Raw genomic sequence first — 14814 nt, 5'->3', positions numbered from 1 at the left:
GAAGCTGATCCTGCCTTGCTCGCTCCGAGGAATCTCTATTCCAAAGTATTGACTGAGATTAATGCTTGCAGAAATAAGCCCGTACGCCGACTTGCGCTCAACGCTTCAGGGCAGCCGAAATCGGCACGATCCGAACCGGCAGGTATTGCGCCAGAGTTTGCAGTGCATCCGGGTCCTTAAACTCGATAGACCGCTCGCGGCCCGAGATCAGCTTCTCGGCGCGCAGCTGGTGCATCACGCGATTGACGTGCGGCACACTGAGGCCAAGAACATCGGCCATGATCTCCTGGGAAAACGGTAGTTCGAATTTCGTCGCCTGAGCGCAATTGATCGCCGCCAATCGGGCATGCGTTTCCAACAGAAAATGGGCCACCCGCTCAGTTGGCGTACGCCGACCGACATCCACGATGTGTTCGGCGTAGATCACGGTCTCCTGTACAGCCAGCCAGCTCAGCACCAGCGCGAATTGCGGCCTTTCCAGACAAAGCTGGGCGTACGCCTCGAGATCGCATGCGTTGAACCGGCACTCCGTGAGCGCAAGCACCGAAAAGATCGGCCGATCCAGAAATGTGACCGGAAAGCCGACGAGGTCTCCCGGAAAGGCGATATTGATCACCTGACGCTTGCCATTGCGCAGCAGCTTGTACCGAATCGCGTAGCCATCCGTGATGAAGCAAAGCTTCTTGTATTCATATCCCTCGGCGATGAGCTCGCGCCTTCTCCCAACGACAACCTCCGGCTCCAGAATCTTGCTGAAGGCGTGAATATCCGGCGGCGTGATATTCGCATATCGCGACAGCCGCCACATAAAAGGATTCTGCTCGACGGAAGAGGCCATCGCCAACAATAGGGCCACTTATTGATTGAAATCAATTCTAGGGATCAAACGGATTCTTCTTTCGGTGTCGGCTCGAGTCCGATTATCTGAGAGCACTTACGCGACATCCGGTGGCACCTTGCGTAGGGCCCGCGCTTGCGCGGGCTTTTTTTCGCGGCGCGCGGCGTCCGGTTGATCTGCAGGACAGCCGCCCGCGACCAATAGACGCGTTCCTCGAAGTCGACGAGGTCAGGCGCGAGATGGCGCTTCTGCGCCACCCGGACACCCGCGATCGATCCCGAGTGATGAGCAGGTTGCCGATTGTCGGCGAAGGTTTCGCCATTGACGCCAGCCTGATCGGCGGGCGCGACCGGCCGAAGGGCCTCGCGGTCCGCGAGCTTGCTGGATCGTCTCGGAAAGCGAAATGGTGCCAGGGGCGGAGTCCGCCTACACCTCTTAAGATGCTGGAGGCTAGAACGAATTTCTGCCCGACTTTTCGGTGCTGGAGCCACGCGCCTCTGAAGGGCAATGAGCGCTCGTCCAGTACGCAGAAAATTAGCTCTGGCCGCCTCTGTCAAAGAGCCGATCATTGTTCGGTGACGACCCAGCGGAGAATTGTCTGCACGGCGACGAGACCCGGATCTTCGGCCTTTCTGATCTGCGTCAGCAGTTGAAACCACAAATCGTCGCCGGCACTCTCGATAAATTCGCGGACAGCACCCGTAACGAACTCCGCAGGGCTCATCGACAGATCGGCAGCGCGGTGTGCGATGCTTTCGCTGACTGCCGGATTGAGGGTCGCCAGGACCCCCGCCGTCACGTCCGGCCGATCAAGTTGGGCAATGAGGTCGCCAAGCACTGGTCTATCCTTATCCTGAGGGCGGCGCGCTCCGAGTATGGGTAGGCAGCACACTACTGCACGAGCGGCGAACTCGCGGCATCGAGATCGACCCCAGTGATTTCCGCTCGAGCCGCGAGGACGCTCACATATTGGCGGATCGCTTTTTCCTCGACACGCGTGCGCAGCCGTTCCGCAATCCGCTCGCGTACCACCTCGAACGGCAATAGTTTGCCCGGAATGCTCTGGTCGACGGCTACAATGTGGAACCCGTAGCGTGTCTTGATGATATCGCGCAGGATCCCCGATGCGCCAAACTTGAAAACAGCCTTTTCGAATTCCGGCACGGTGTCCCCCTGCCCGATCTGTCCAAGGTTGCCGCCCTGCTGACCCGACGGGCAATTGGATAATTCGCCTGCCAGCGCCTCGAAGCGGTCCGGCGCGGCCAGCAGTTCGTTCAGCGTCTGCTCGGCCCGCGCCCGCATCTGTGGCACGTTCACCTGCGGCGTGATCTGAAAGAGAATGTGGCGTGCATGGACGAGGTCGCCACTCTGGAACTCGCGCCGATGGCCCTCGTAGTAACGTCGGCACTCTTCGTCGCTTGGCGAGGGTGTGACGACCTCCCGCGCGAGAAGCGTCTCAATCGCCGCATCGACTGTCCCCTCCTCGTCCCCCGTCGTCGCCGGTCCCAACAGGCCGACTTCGATGGCACGTTGCCGCAGAAGCTCGCGCGCGGCGGCAAGTTCCGCCGGCACGCCGGAGGCGACAGCGATTTCGATCCCGTTCACCGTCACCGTCATGAACGAACTGGCTCCTTGGCGCGCGTCTTCGGCGTCCTGACGATCTGATAGGGCCTGAACAGGTACGCGAGTGCGCCGGCGCCGCTCCAGATATGGATCATGCGCGTGAAGGGCGAGACGAGGAAGAGCGTGAAGCCAAGAAGGATATGCAGCTTGTACGTGAGCGGAACGTCGACCATCAGAGCCGCCGATCCAGCGTTAAGCGTCACTACACCCTTGACATAGCTCGTCAGCGTTTCGAACAGCCCGCCATCCATGTGATAGGCGGAGAGCGGCACAGTGAGAAGGCCGAGCAGAAGCTGCAGCCACAGCATGAAGGTGATGGCGATGTCCCATTTGCGGCTGTTCAGCCGGATGCGCGGGTCGGCAAGCCGCCGGTGTATCAAGATGGTCAAGCCGACGATGGCGGTGAATCCGGCGATGCCGCCAATCACCATGGCGAGAAGCTGGTGCGCGACCGGGCTTAGCGCCCAGTCGACCGCCCAGTGTGGCGCGAGGAAGCCGGCGAAATGACCGAGGATAACGATGATCACGCCGTAGTGGAACAGGTTGGAGCCGAGGCGCAGTTCGCGCTTGCGCAGCATCTGCGAGGAATCACTTTTCCATGTATAAGGCTCACGGTCGAAGCGGATCAGGCTGCCGATCAACAGCACCACAAGGCAGATATAAGGATAGACGCCGAAGAGCAGCGTGTTCACGTAGGAATTCGTGAGCATGGGAGGCCTCTTTCCGTCTTACATCGCGGAGCCGCCGCCAGGCGTAGCGGCAAAGGCGGGTTGTTCGACCCAGTCCCTATCGAGCGCTTCCGGCTGCTCGCGGACCGGCTTCACGCCGGCGGCATCGACCGGCTTCTCGCCGGCGATGACGAGAAGCGCCTGTGGCACGGCGGCATAGCGGCTTTGCCTGGCAATCAGCGAGCGCGCGATGGAAGCAAGGATGTGAGCGCAATCGGCGAGCATGTCGCGGGCTTCCGCCATATTGCGCTGACTCAAATATTCAAGCACCACCGGCAGATAATCCGGCAGTTCGGAGGTACTGAGCTCGAAGCCGGCGGCTGCGTAGAGGGCCTTCAAATCGACCATCGCCGTACCGCGGTCGCGGCCGTCACCGTGCAGATGCTCAAAGACATGCAGCGATAGCGCCCGTCCACGGTCGAACAGGTCGACGTAGCGCTCCTCTATGGTCAAGAGTTCTCCCTCGCCAAGTTCATCCATAAGGTCAAGCAGGCCGGCGCGTTCTCGGGCCTCCAAGAGAGCCGAAGACCCGACGACCTCCGCGATTTCCGGCAGCGCCTGACGCATCTCTACGCTCGGATAGGAAAGCAGCGCGCTAAAGGCCTTGAAGATCAGCATGGCACAGCCCTCACGTGTCGAGCGGACGCATCGGATTCAGCTTGCGCCGCCCCATCTTGCCGCCGAAAAGGCTCGAATGCGGCGGCCCGAAATCGCAGCCATTGCCGAAGGTGAAGCCGCAGGAACCCTTCAACCCGTAAGCGTCCTCCGCCTCTTCGCGGTGGCTGGTCGGAATGACGAAGCGGTCCTCATAGTTGGCGATGGAGAGATAGCGATGCATCTCCTCGACCTGCGCCTTCGACAGTCCCGCCTGCGCCAGCGCCGCCTCGCCGTCGCCCTCGCCGAGCTGGCGCTGGCGATAGTAGATGCGCATAGCCAACATCCGTTCGAGCGCCGAGACAATCGGCGCTTCGGCGCCGGCGGTGAGTAGATTAGCGAGATAGCGCACCGGGATGCGCAGCGAACGCACATCGGGGATTTCGCCGACCGTCTCGATCGCGCCGGCGTTGGCGTGCGACTGGATGGGCGAGAGCGGCGGCACATACCAGACCATCGGCAGCGTGCGGTACTCGGGGTGGAGCGGGAAGGCGATCTTCCAGTCTACCGCCATCTTGTAGGTGGGCGACCGCCTTGCGGCCTCGATCCAGTTGTCGGCGATGCCGTCGGCGCGCGCCTGCTCGACTACGGTCGGATCGTGCGGATCGAGGAAGAGCTTGAGCTGCGCCTCGTAGAGGTCCTGCTCGTCCTCCACTGATGCAGCCTCCTCAATTCCGTCGGCATCATAGAGGAGCACGCCGAGATAGCGGATACGGCCGACGCAGGTTTCGGAGCAAACGGTCGGCTGGCCGGCCTCGATGCGCGGATAGCAGAAGATGCATTTCTCCGCCTTACCCGAAGTCCAGTTATAATAAATCTTCTTGTAGGGGCAGCCCGACACACACATGCGCCAGCCACGGCACTTATCCTGGTCGATCAGGACGATGCCGTCCTCCTCGCGCTTGTAGATCGAGCCGGAGGGGCAGGAGGCGACGCAGGCCGGATTGAGGCAGTGCTCGCACAGTCGCGGCAGATACATCATGAAGGTGTTTTCGAACTGCCCGTAGATGTCCTTCTGCACTGCCTCGAAATTGTAGTCCTGCGAGCGCTTATCGAATTCGCCGCCGAGGATCTCCTCCCAGTTCGGGCCCCATTCGATCTTGTCCATCGGCCGGCCGGTGACCAGCGAAAGCGGCCGCGCGACCGGCGCGGTCGGAAGTTCGGGTGCTTGCTGCAAATGTTCATAGTCGAAAGTGAAGGGCTCGTAATAATCGTCGATTTCCGGCAGATTCGGATTGGCGAATATCTTCGACAACAGCGCGAGGCGCCCGCCCTGCTTCGGCACGATCTTGCCGTTCTTCTTGCGCTTCCAGCCGCCGTTCCAGCGCTCCTGGTTCTCCCAGTCCTTCGGATAGCCGACGCCGGGCTTGGTCTCGACGTTGTTGAACCAGGCGTATTCCATTCCTTGGCGTGAGGTCCACACCTGCTTGCAGGTGACGGAGCAGGTGTGGCACCCGATGCATTTGTCGAGGTTCATCACCATCGCGATCTGAGCGCGGATTTTCACGATACGGGCTCCTGCTGGTGGGCCCGGTCCACCGGGTTCGAGTGATCGAGCCACTTGATCTCGTTGAGCTTGCGCACGATGACGAACTCGTCGCGGTTCGAACCCACCGTACCGTAATAGTTGAAGCCGTAGGAGAGCTGCGCATAGCCGCCGATCATGTGGGTAGGCTTGAGCAACGTGCGGGTGACGGAATTGTGAATGCCGCCGCGCTGACCCGTAATCTGCGATCCCGGCACATTTACGATCTTCTCCTGTGCGTGATACATCATGCACATACCTTCCTGCACGCGCTGGCTGACCACGGCGCGGGCGGCGATGGCGCCGTTCACGTTGAAGAGCTCGATCCAATCGTTGTCGACGAGCCCGGCCCTTTTCGCGTCCACCTCGGAAATCCAAACGATCGGCCCGCCGCGCGACAGCGTTAGCATGATCAGATTGTCGGTATAGGTCGAATGGATTCCCCACTTCTGGTGCGGCGTGATGAAGTTGAGGACGATCTCCTTCTCGCCGTTGGAGTGCTTACCGAGCATGGCGTTGACGGTTTGGGTGTCGACCGGGGGCCGGTAGAGCGCGAAGGCTTCGCCGAAATCGCGCATCCATTGATGGTCCTGATAAAATTGCTGCCGCCCCGAGAGCGTGCGCCAGGGGATCAGTTCGGTGACGTTCAGATAGCCGGCATTGTAGGTCTGCTCCTCGCTTTGGATGCCGGACCAGGTGTGCGAGGTGATAACCTTGCGGGGCTGGGCGACAATGTCGCGGAAGCGGATCTTTTCGTCCTCGCGCTGCTTCGCCAGATGGGTGTGGTCGCGGCCGGTCTTTTCGCCGAGCGCCTCCCACCCCTTCACGGCAACCTCGCCGTTTGTTTCCGGGGCGAGATAGAGGATGGTTTCGGCCGCATCGATGTCGGTATCGATGCGCGGCCGCCCCTTTGTCGGCCCGTCTTCTGTTACTGTGCGGTTCAATTCGCGCAGCCCCGCGACCTCGGCGTCTGTCTCCCACTCAACGCCCTTTTCCTCGTTGCCGAGCGTGTCGATTAGCGGCCCAAGCGCTGTGAAGCGCCGCCAGGTATTGGGATAATCCCGCTCGACTACCGTCACCTGCGGAGCGGTCACACCCGGGATCGGCTCGCATTCGCCCTTCTTCCAGTCCTTGACACCGAAGGGTTGGGCAAGCTCGCCCGGCGTGTCGTGCTTGATCGGGGTCAGCACGAGATCCCGCTCGACACCGAGATGGCCTTCGGCGAGTTCGGAAAAGCGTTTGGCTATCGCCTTGTAAGTTTCCCAGTCGCTCTTCGATTCCCAGACCGGATCGATTGCTGCCGACAGCGGATGAACGAAAGTATGCATGTCGGTGGTATTGAGATCGTTCTTCTCGTACCAGGATGCTGTCGGCAGCACGATGTCGGAATAGAGACAGCTTGACGACATCCGAAAATCGAGCGTCACCACCAGATCGAGCTTGCCCTCCGGCGCTGGATCGCGCCAGACGATCTCTTCAGGTTTGACCGCGCCTGTCTCGCCGAGGTCCTTGCCCTGTAGTCCGTGGCTCGTGCCGAGGAAATGCTTCAAAAAATATTCGTGTCCCTTGCCGGAGGAGCCGAAGAGGTTTGAGCGCCAGATGAACAGGTTGCGCGGGAAGTTGACGGGGTTGTCCGGATCCTCGCACGAAAGTTTCAACGCACCCGATTTGAGCCCGTGGGCAACGAATTCGCGCGGTTCGAGTCCGGCCTTTTCCGCTTCGCCCACCAGCCGCAGGGGGTTGCTCGCAAGCTGCGGCGCCGAAGGCAGCCAGCCCATGCGCTCGGCGCGCACGTTTAGATCGATGAAGCTGCCCTTGTAATTGGCCGGATCGGCGAGCGGTGACAGCAGGCCGGACACATCGAGCTTTTCGTAGCGCCATTGGTCGGAATGAGCGTAGAAGAACGACGTGCCGTTCATCTGGCGGACCGGGCGCACCCAGTCGCGCGCAAAGGTCAGCGTCATCCAGCCGGCGAGCGGACGCAGCGCCTCCTGGCCGACATAGTGCGCCCAGCCGCCGCCGGAGACGCCGATCGTGCCGCACAACATCAGGACGTTGATGATGGAGCGATAGGTCATGTCCTGGTGGTACCAATGGTTGACGCCCGCGCCGATGATGACCATCGAGCGGCCCCGAGTCATTTCCGCATTGTGGGCAAACTCGCGGGCCACGCGGATGGCATGTTGGGCGGAAACGCCTGTGATGGTCTCTTGCCATGCCGGCGTGTAGGGCACGTCGTCGTCATAGCCGGACGCGCAAGCGCCACCGAGGCCGCGGTCGAGTCCATAATGGGCGCACATCAGATCGAAGACGCTGGCGACGAGCCCCTCGCCATCGGCCAGCGCCAGCCGCCGCACCGGCACATTGCGGACGAGTATGTCGTTGCCCTGGTCGTTCTCGGCGAAGCGCTGATGCAGTTGCCCGCCGAAATAGGGGAAAGCCACCGCAACAACGTCGTCGCGCCGGTCGAGGGCGCTCAGTGCCAGTCGTATGGGCTCGCCGCTCTCGCCATTCTTTTCCTCAAGATTCCAGCGACCCTCTGGCTCGCCGTCCTTGGGCCAGCGATAGCCCATCGAACCCTGCGGAACCACCGCCGCACCCGTCTCTTCTGAAAAGGCGACCGTCTTCCAGTCGGCGCTGTCGGAATTCGGCGTCTTGCGGGGCGATTTAGCCCCGTCAACGAGATCGCTCTGCCGCAGATAGCGATCCGGCACGAAACGATCGCCGTCCTTCCTCAGCCTCACCAGCATCGGCAGGTCGGTATAGCGGCGTGCATAATCCTCGAAATAAGGCACTTTGCGGTCGATGAAGAATTCCTTCAGCACGACATGGCCCATCGCCATGCCAAGCGCCGAGTCGGTTCCTTGCTTGGGGTGGAGCCACAAATCCGAAAGCTTTGCGACCTCGGAATAGTCGGGCGTGACCGCTACTACCTTGGTGCCGTTATAGCGCGCCTCGGTGAAGAAGTGCGCGTCCGGCGTGCGCGTCTGCGGCACGTTGGAGCCCCAGGCGATGATGTAGCTGGAATTGTACCAGTCGGCGCTCTCCGGCACATCGGTCTGTTCGCCCCAGGTCTGCGGGGAGGACGGCGGCAGGTCACAATACCAGTCGTAGAAGGACAAAAGCGTGCCACCGATCAGGCTGAGGTAGCGCGCGCCGGAGGCGTAGGACACCATCGACATAGCCGGGATCGGCGAGAACCCGACGACGCGGTCGGGTCCCCATGTCTTGATCGTATGGACATTCGCCGCAGCGATAATCTCGGTGGCTTCATCCCAACTCGCGCGCACGAAGCCGCCACGCCCGCGTATCGCCTTGTAACCTGTGGCCTTCTCTTTATCGCCGACGATCGAGCCCCATGCCTCGACCGGCTCTAATGTCCGGCGCGCTTCCCGCCATGCCTTGATCAGCCTGCCGCGTATCAGCGGGTATTTGATGCGGCTGGCGCTATAGAGGTACCAGCTATAGGAAGCGCCGCGGGAACAGCCGCGCGGCTCGTGGTTGGGGATACCGGGACGGGTGCGCGGATAGTCGGTCTGCTGCGTTTCCCAGGTGACAACACCGCTCTTGACGTAGATCTTCCAGCTGCAGCCGCCGGTGCAGTTCACGCCGTGGGTCGAGCGCACGATTTTGTCGTGCTGCCAGCGCTGCCGGTAGCCCTCCTCCCACATGCGGTCCTCGTCACGCAATTCGCCGAGGCCGTCGGCAAAGGGTTCGCGTCGCCGAGAGAGGTAGGTGAGACGTTCGAGGAAATGGCTCATATGGCAGCTCCTTCCCAGAATCTATCGTGGCGTCTTGGCGATGGTCGTTCCCGTTGTCTCGCCCATCACCGGTGCGCGCCGCACCTCGGTTAGATAGTTCAAGATGAGTGACACCCAGACGATGCCGTAAAGCAGCATGAAGCAGCTCGAGTTGATGCCGAGCCGGCCGAGGATGGCCCCGAATATGATCGGCAGAAGAAAGCCACCAAGGCCGCCCATCATACCGACGATGCCGGATACTGCCCCCATATTTTCCGGAAAATCGTCGCCGATATATTTGAAGGTCGAGGCCATGCCGCAGGCGAAGGCAATGCCGAGCACGAAGAGCAATACCGTGAAGAACCAGATCGGCAGGGCGATGCCGAAGCTGGCCGGGCCGTTGATCGTATGGATGGTAAGATCCATCCTAGGATAGGAGAGCAGGAACAGGCAGATCCAGGCGATCCACATCACCCACCAGGTGACGTTGTGTGCGCCTAAGCGGTCGGACAGCCAGCCGCCAAAGGCGCGGAAGACACCGGCCGGTAGCGCGAAACAGATGGCGAGCAGGGATGCCTGGGTGATGCTGAGCCCGTATTCGGACTTGAAATATTGCGGCATCCAGATCGACAGCGCCGTGAAGCCGCCGAAGACGACCGAATAATACTGGCAATATTTCCACACGCGCGGATTGCGTAGCACCGCGAGCTGGGAGAGCATCGACGGCGAGTTTGCGGCGCGCGCGGGATCGGGCGCGGAAAAACCCCAGAAGATCACGGCTGTGATGATTAACGCGATGGCATAGACCTTCGGCACCATCTGCCAACCATAGGCATCGATCAGCCATGGCGCCACGAACATGTTGAGCGCGGCGCCCACCGTGCCGGCGCCGAAGAAGCCCATGGCGAAGCCACGCTTCTCCTTCGGGAAAAGACGCGCCACATAAGGCGTGCCGACCGAAAACGAGGCACCGACCAGGCCGAGCGCAAGGCCGAGCAGCAGGAAATGCCACAGCGCCGTGGCGTAAGAGGAAATCCAGACCGGCACAGCGCAGCCGATGAGCAGAACCAGCATCAACCGGCGGCCGCCGATCCGGTCGGTCCAGATGCCGAGGGGCAGCCGGAACAGCGCTCCCGTGAGAACCGGAGTCGCGGTGAGCAGACCGAACTCGACCGAGTTGAGGCCAAGTTGCTCGCGGATCGGAATGCCGGTCACGGCGAACATCATCCATACCGCGAAGCAAATGATAAACGCCCAAGTGCTGACGAACAGGACGGAGAGGCTTCGCGACCTCGATGCCTTCGTCACAGAATCACCATCCGACATGCCGATGGCCTCCGTTCACCGCATCTCAAGGGCAAGATGTCGTAGGGAGAGTATGCCTCGATTTGATCTTGAGCAAATGGAAGATTGATGGACATGTGCCGGTGGCGCGCATATTGCGGCCGATGTGTAGGCCGGCTCGGTCAATAAGATCGATCATCTGGGTTGCCGCATGGATCGTCTCATTTTGATCAACATCGCTTTGACGTGCACACGCCTCAGTCTGCGAGGCGATCGCAATCGCACACGCGCTGGCTAGCCAATTCCGAGATGAGATTTTGCGGCTGCCATCATCATCTCGGGCGTCCAGCCGGGATTGTAGGTCAATTCGACGTCGATTTGCGTAACACCCTGTATTTCAGCGGCGCTCCGGCTTGCGCCACTCTTTAGATAGTTGGCAGCGGGACACCCGAGCGTCGTCGTTGTCATCGTAATATGGACGGCCTCGCCCTTGGGAATTTCAGGGAGCACGCTCGTGCACGCCGCGTCGGCGCCGCAAAGGCGCTGCCGATCACGGTCGCGCCCGCGATGGCCAGAACTTTCGCAAGCTTCACGTCTCGCTCCTCTTCCTTAGCCTGAGTGACGGCTGCGCCGGATGCGCGGCGTCCCTCAACGAGGCATATGTGCGACTGATCTCGCGAGTTTTCTTTGCGCTAGCGCAAAGTAGCGGAGCTGCTCGTGAATAAAGATGCTCTTAGAATACATTTTTTATCACTCAGAGGCCTCCGTCATGATCCCGCTACCGCCGAAACTCGATGACTTGAGCTTCGCTTTGGTCGCGAAGCTCCGCGGGCACGGACATCTCTGCAATGTCCTCACTCATGTCGGCTCGGGCAATTGGCACGCGATCGAACAGGCAATCGCGACGATCCTCCGCCCGCGCGCTAGGGCGGCCCGCCTAGGTGCGATCGGTCGCAACATCGTGGAACTCATTGCAGACGGGCGCGGGATTACCGGACCGATTATGCGATCCGCGTTCTTCGATACTGTCACCTGCGAGGCAGGCGCGCAGGAAGCAAAACGCATCAAGAGAAAGATTGCGGCCCTACGCGAACGCATGCGTAGCGAAAGCCGCCGGCCGGATAAGCGCGACCTGAAACAACCGACAGCAAGCAGCGTCGAATACAACCTACTCACCAAAGCGCCGGCGCCGGAAACTCGGGGGCTGAGCAAGGCCGCCTAAAGCGAGATCATGAATGACCAGCAACAGCCGGATCCGATCGCAGGCCGGCGATCAAGCAAGCAAAAGCAATCGCTTAAAGGAGAAGAGTATATGCCCCAGTCCTCACCGAGCGAGATCGACGTCCGCAGCCTCGTGCCAGCGCAGCGGCACAGAAGGATCTTCGAGCTGATCAACGAGCTCGCAATCGGCGGCACCTTCGTTCTCGTCAACGATCACGATCCGAAACCGCTCTATTACCAACTCGAAGCCGAGTATCCGCACCAATTCTCATGGACCTACCTCGAACGCGGTCCCGAAATATGGCGCATCGAGATCGGTCGTCAGCGAAAGGCCGCTTGACCTCCGTTGCTTGAGGGGTTGGTGGTCAGTCCACCGACCCCCAACCCCTAAAGGCTTCCGCGATGATGGGCGCGACACTCTCCCGCTGGTCGATGTCCTACTTTGCCGTCGGCTTCGTTTGTCTTCTAAGCAGCGAAGCGCTGATGATGGCGGGCTTCGGATTTCCGGCTACCGCCCTTGCCGCACCCGACACGCTGGTCCTCGTCCACCTCGTTGCAATCGGCTGGCTGAGCCTGCTGATGCTTGGCGCGTTGTTTCAGTTTGTGCCGGTGCTCATCGCGAAGCCGCTGTACAGCGACACGCTGCCGCTGCCGACCCTCGCTTTGCTCGTGACCGGATTGGCTGCGTTGCTAACGGGATTTTTGCAGCTTGGAAGCAGCATTCCCGGTCCAAGCCCCTCCTTTCCCGCCGCGGCCGTCTTGCTCGGATGCGGGGTCACGCTGGCACTCTGGAATCTAGGACGGACGCTTTGGCCGGCGCGCCCGTTGCCGCTTCCGGCACGGTTCGTCGCCACTGGCCTGCTGTGCGCCGGGGCGGCTACAGCACTCGGAATCGTCTTTGCGCTGGTGCTGGGCGGAGTGGCGGGCGACCCGAAGCTTGTCAACATCACCGCGTATGGAATTCCCGTACACGCAATAGCCGGCCTCGCTGGTTGGCTGACATTTACGGCCATTGGCGTCAGCTATCGCCTGTTGGCCATGTTCATGCTGGCGCCGGAAGGCGACACCGCGCGATCGCGCGCCGTCTTGTATTTCGCCGCGGTGGCGTTGACTCTCGCCATCCTGGGCGGCACGGCCGCGATCTGCCTGGGCCGGGGTCTCAACACCGTACTTATCGTTGCGGCAGTGTTCGGGGTTTGCTCACTGGGCCTTTATGGCATCGACGTCTTGCACCTCTATCGGGCCCGCAAGCGCCGCACCATCGAACTGAACGCGCGCATGGCAGCCGTCGCGCTCGCCAATCTCGGCGCAGTCGTGCTCCTGGCGATCGCTCTCATCATGCTCGGCCAATTCGAGGCACAGATTGGCGCCGTCGTCTTCCTGGCGACCTTCGGCTGGCTCACAGGTCTTGGCTTGGCGAAGCTCTATAAGATCGTCGCCTTCCTGACCTGGCTGGAGTGCTACGGGCCGGTCCTCGGCAAGGTAGCCACGCCCCGCGTCCAGGACCTCGTCGTCGAGACCCGCGCGACAAAATGGTTCTGGCTCTATTTCGCCGGCGTCTGGACCGCGACGGCGCTCTTGCTGCTGACCGCACCGGCGGGCTTCCGTGCCTCAGCGGCCCTGATGTTCATCGCAACCATCGGCATCGGCATCGAACTCGTGCGTACACGTCTGATGGCCGACGTGAAGCCGGAAATGCGCCAGTCGTACCCGACGCGGCGCCCGCCGCTACCGGCGTCACAGCAAGCTCGCTGAGGAGATGATCATGACAAATTTCGTGGAAGTGGATGTGCGGCCGACGCTACGAGCCGGCGGCGAACCATTCGGAGAGATTATGGCGGCCGTGAGTGGTCTCGCGCCGGGCCAGGGCTTGAGACTCTACGCGACGTTCAAGCCGACTCCGCTGCTTCATGTGCTCGGCTCAAAGGGCTTTGTCCATGAGGCCCGGGAAATCGAAGGCGGAGACTGGGAGGTGCTTTTCACTCCGACCGGCGTGGCGGAGGAGGCAACCGAGGCGACGCTTACTTCAGACGATGGGCAATGGCCGAACCCGGTTCGTCACCTCGACAATCGCGACCTCGACCCGCCTGAACCGATGGTCCGCATCCTCGCCGCAGTCGAGACCATGAGGCCGGGAGAGGTACTCTCCGCCCTGCTCTGCCGCGAGCCGGTGTTTTTGTTTCCACAGCTCGCGAAACGCGGGCACACATGGCGCGGCGGCTTCGAACCCGATGGCGCAACATACAAAGTGCTGGTGCGGGCCGGACGACGGGAGGTCGCATGACCGATTCTGGCCGCGAAGAACTGGGCCGCCGCATCGAGGATGCGCTGCGGCTGGTCATAGATCCCGAGCTCGGCTGTAACATTGTCGATCTCGGACTGGTCTATGTCATCGGTGTGAATGACGGCGGCGGAGCTCGCATTCTCATGACAACGACCACGCGCGGCTGCCCGGCGTCTTCCTTTTTGAAGGATGGTGCCCGGCAAGCAGCAGTCGGTGTGCCCGGCGTGACGTCGGCGGATGTCACGCTCACCTACGATCCGGCCTGGACGCCGGACATGATGAAAGCCTCGGCCCGCGAGCAACTCGGCTTTGGCCCGGATAACGACCCGTGACTCAGCGTCCGACCTTGCGCGGCCAGCCGGATTCGATGCCGCCCCATCTGGTGGACGTCCTGTTGGCCAGCCCGACCGCGTTGGCCGCTTCGGGGCGAACCAGACTTCCTGTCGGGTGGCCGGAGAGGCACGCGCCGCCCTGCGTGAGAATTCACCGGCGGAGTGGCAGCGCTTCAATGCATTTCTGCACCGGTTCGCACGAGAGACACCATATTATTAGCTCAAATGAGCGCGGCAGCAACGCAATTGCGCTCGTGGGCGGCCTGCAATATTCGCGAGCGTACTATCCTCTCAATTCCACTGCACGCCACAAACTAGACCTCACGGGCATCCATGATCCAGTTCGGCTCTGGGTCAAATTGCGCCCCCCCGAATCATGGGCGTCGCTAACATCCCGCTTCGACGTTCACTCAATTTTACTTGAACTGGCGTCTTGAACAAGGCTGACCTGCCACTGAACTTTCATCCAGCGGCGATTAGAGCCTCGGCCAATGTTACGCCTTTCGGCGCGGTGAGTGTACCGGCATAGGCAGCCGGCGTTTTGTAGCCAAGCGAAGAATGCGGCCTCGCGGTGTTGTAGTCGGC

General features: G+C 61.3%; 14 protein-coding genes. 5 read left to right on the top strand and 9 right to left on the bottom strand.

All coding sequences use genetic code 11. The features are described 5' to 3' along the window. Positions 1-97: 97 nt before the first annotated feature. The 8 genes from VGV41_RS20520 to VGV41_RS20485 form a co-directional block, all read right to left on the bottom strand. Positions 98-838, bottom strand: coding sequence for a Crp/Fnr family transcriptional regulator (locus VGV41_RS20520; RefSeq protein WP_326866504.1), 741 nt, complete (start codon positions 836-838; stop codon positions 98-100). A 565-nt stretch (positions 839-1403) separates the two neighbouring features. After that, positions 1404-1676, bottom strand: a complete 273-nt coding sequence (locus VGV41_RS20515) for a hypothetical protein (RefSeq protein WP_326865973.1) — start codon at positions 1674-1676, stop codon at positions 1404-1406. A gap of 53 nt (positions 1677-1729) precedes the next feature. Then, entirely contained in the window at positions 1730-2455 is a 726-nt protein-coding gene (locus VGV41_RS20510; protein WP_326865972.1) for a peptidylprolyl isomerase, read from the bottom strand. Beyond that, positions 2452-3171 carry a respiratory nitrate reductase subunit gamma gene (gene narI / locus VGV41_RS20505; RefSeq protein ID WP_326865970.1) on the bottom strand — a complete coding sequence of 240 codons (720 nt, stop codon included), beginning with the start codon at positions 3169-3171 and terminating at the stop codon, positions 2452-2454. Before narI ends, VGV41_RS20510 begins: the two co-directional genes overlap by 4 nt. A gap of 18 nt (positions 3172-3189) precedes the next feature. Continuing rightward, positions 3190-3807 (bottom strand): nitrate reductase molybdenum cofactor assembly chaperone, encoded by a 618-nt coding sequence (gene narJ / locus VGV41_RS20500; RefSeq protein WP_326865969.1) that lies wholly within the window; start codon positions 3805-3807, stop codon positions 3190-3192. Between the two features lie 10 nt (positions 3808-3817). Then, on the bottom strand, positions 3818-5350 hold the full coding sequence (gene narH / locus VGV41_RS20495) for a nitrate reductase subunit beta (protein ID WP_326865967.1): 1533 nt from the start codon (positions 5348-5350) through the stop codon (positions 3818-3820). Then, entirely contained in the window at positions 5347-9129 is a 3783-nt protein-coding gene (locus VGV41_RS20490) for a nitrate reductase subunit alpha (protein ID WP_326865965.1), read from the bottom strand. The genes narH and VGV41_RS20490 overlap by 4 nt, the downstream gene beginning before the upstream one ends. A 21-nt stretch (positions 9130-9150) precedes the next feature. Further along, positions 9151-10434, bottom strand: coding sequence for a nitrate/nitrite transporter (locus VGV41_RS20485; RefSeq protein WP_326865963.1), 1284 nt, complete (start codon positions 10432-10434; stop codon positions 9151-9153). A gap of 727 nt (positions 10435-11161) precedes the next feature. Here VGV41_RS20485 and VGV41_RS20480 point away from each other — a divergent pair. The 5 genes from VGV41_RS20480 to VGV41_RS20460 all read left to right on the top strand — a co-directional run bounded on the left by VGV41_RS20480 (position 11162) and on the right by VGV41_RS20460 (position 14229). Beyond that, positions 11162-11614, top strand: coding sequence for a hypothetical protein (locus tag VGV41_RS20480; protein WP_326865962.1), 453 nt, complete (start codon positions 11162-11164; stop codon positions 11612-11614). Positions 11615-11704: 90 nt separating this feature from the next. Continuing rightward, the gene (locus VGV41_RS20475) at positions 11705-11953 is read left to right on the top strand and encodes a DUF2249 domain-containing protein (protein ID WP_326865961.1); all 249 of its coding nucleotides are present in this window, start codon (positions 11705-11707) and stop codon (positions 11951-11953) included. 62 nt (positions 11954-12015) lie between these two features. After that, positions 12016-13368 (top strand): hypothetical protein, encoded by a 1353-nt coding sequence (locus VGV41_RS20470; RefSeq protein ID WP_326865959.1) that lies wholly within the window; start codon positions 12016-12018, stop codon positions 13366-13368. 10 nt (positions 13369-13378) lie between these two features. Continuing rightward, on the top strand, positions 13379-13897 hold the full coding sequence (locus tag VGV41_RS20465) for a DUF2249 domain-containing protein (protein ID WP_414705177.1): 519 nt from the start codon (positions 13379-13381) through the stop codon (positions 13895-13897). Beyond that, positions 13894-14229: a metal-sulfur cluster assembly factor gene (locus tag VGV41_RS20460; RefSeq protein ID WP_326865958.1), complete on the top strand. Its 336-nt coding sequence runs from the start codon at positions 13894-13896 to the stop codon at positions 14227-14229. Before VGV41_RS20465 ends, VGV41_RS20460 begins: the two co-directional genes overlap by 4 nt. Positions 14230-14691: 462 nt before the next feature. Here VGV41_RS20460 and VGV41_RS20455 read toward each other — a convergent pair. Further along, a partial coding sequence (locus tag VGV41_RS20455) for an integrase core domain-containing protein (RefSeq protein WP_326863328.1) occupies positions 14692-14814 on the bottom strand: 123 nt, incomplete at its 5' end.

This window comes from Pseudolabrys sp. (genome assembly GCF_035943735.1).
Taxonomy (GTDB): Bacteria; Pseudomonadota; Alphaproteobacteria; order Rhizobiales; family Xanthobacteraceae; genus Pseudolabrys.
This window is presented reverse-complemented; position numbering and strand designations above follow the sequence as displayed.

Bases quoted from the DNA above. Each gene is read 5' to 3' on its own strand.
- VGV41_RS20510 (WP_326865972.1), bottom strand. From the start codon at position 2,455: ATGACGGTGACGGTGAACGGGATCGAAATCGCTGTCGCCTCCGGCGTG.
- VGV41_RS20475 (WP_326865961.1), top strand. From the start codon at position 11,705: ATGCCCCAGTCCTCACCGAGCGAGATCGACGTCCGCAGCCTCGTGCCA.
- VGV41_RS20470 (WP_326865959.1), top strand. From the start codon at position 12,016: ATGATGGGCGCGACACTCTCCCGCTGGTCGATGTCCTACTTTGCCGTC.
- VGV41_RS20520 (WP_326866504.1), bottom strand. From the start codon at position 838: ATGGCCTCTTCCGTCGAGCAGAATCCTTTTATGTGGCGGCTGTCGCGA.
- narJ (WP_326865969.1), bottom strand. From the start codon at position 3,807: ATGCTGATCTTCAAGGCCTTTAGCGCGCTGCTTTCCTATCCGAGCGTA.
- VGV41_RS20460 (WP_326865958.1), top strand. From the start codon at position 13,894: ATGACCGATTCTGGCCGCGAAGAACTGGGCCGCCGCATCGAGGATGCG.
- VGV41_RS20480 (WP_326865962.1), top strand. From the start codon at position 11,162: ATGATCCCGCTACCGCCGAAACTCGATGACTTGAGCTTCGCTTTGGTC.
- VGV41_RS20465 (WP_414705177.1), top strand. From the start codon at position 13,379: ATGACAAATTTCGTGGAAGTGGATGTGCGGCCGACGCTACGAGCCGGC.
- VGV41_RS20490 (WP_326865965.1), bottom strand. From the start codon at position 9,129: ATGAGCCATTTCCTCGAACGTCTCACCTACCTCTCTCGGCGACGCGAA.
- narI (WP_326865970.1), bottom strand. From the start codon at position 3,171: ATGCTCACGAATTCCTACGTGAACACGCTGCTCTTCGGCGTCTATCCT.
- VGV41_RS20485 (WP_326865963.1), bottom strand. From the start codon at position 10,434: ATGTCGGATGGTGATTCTGTGACGAAGGCATCGAGGTCGCGAAGCCTC.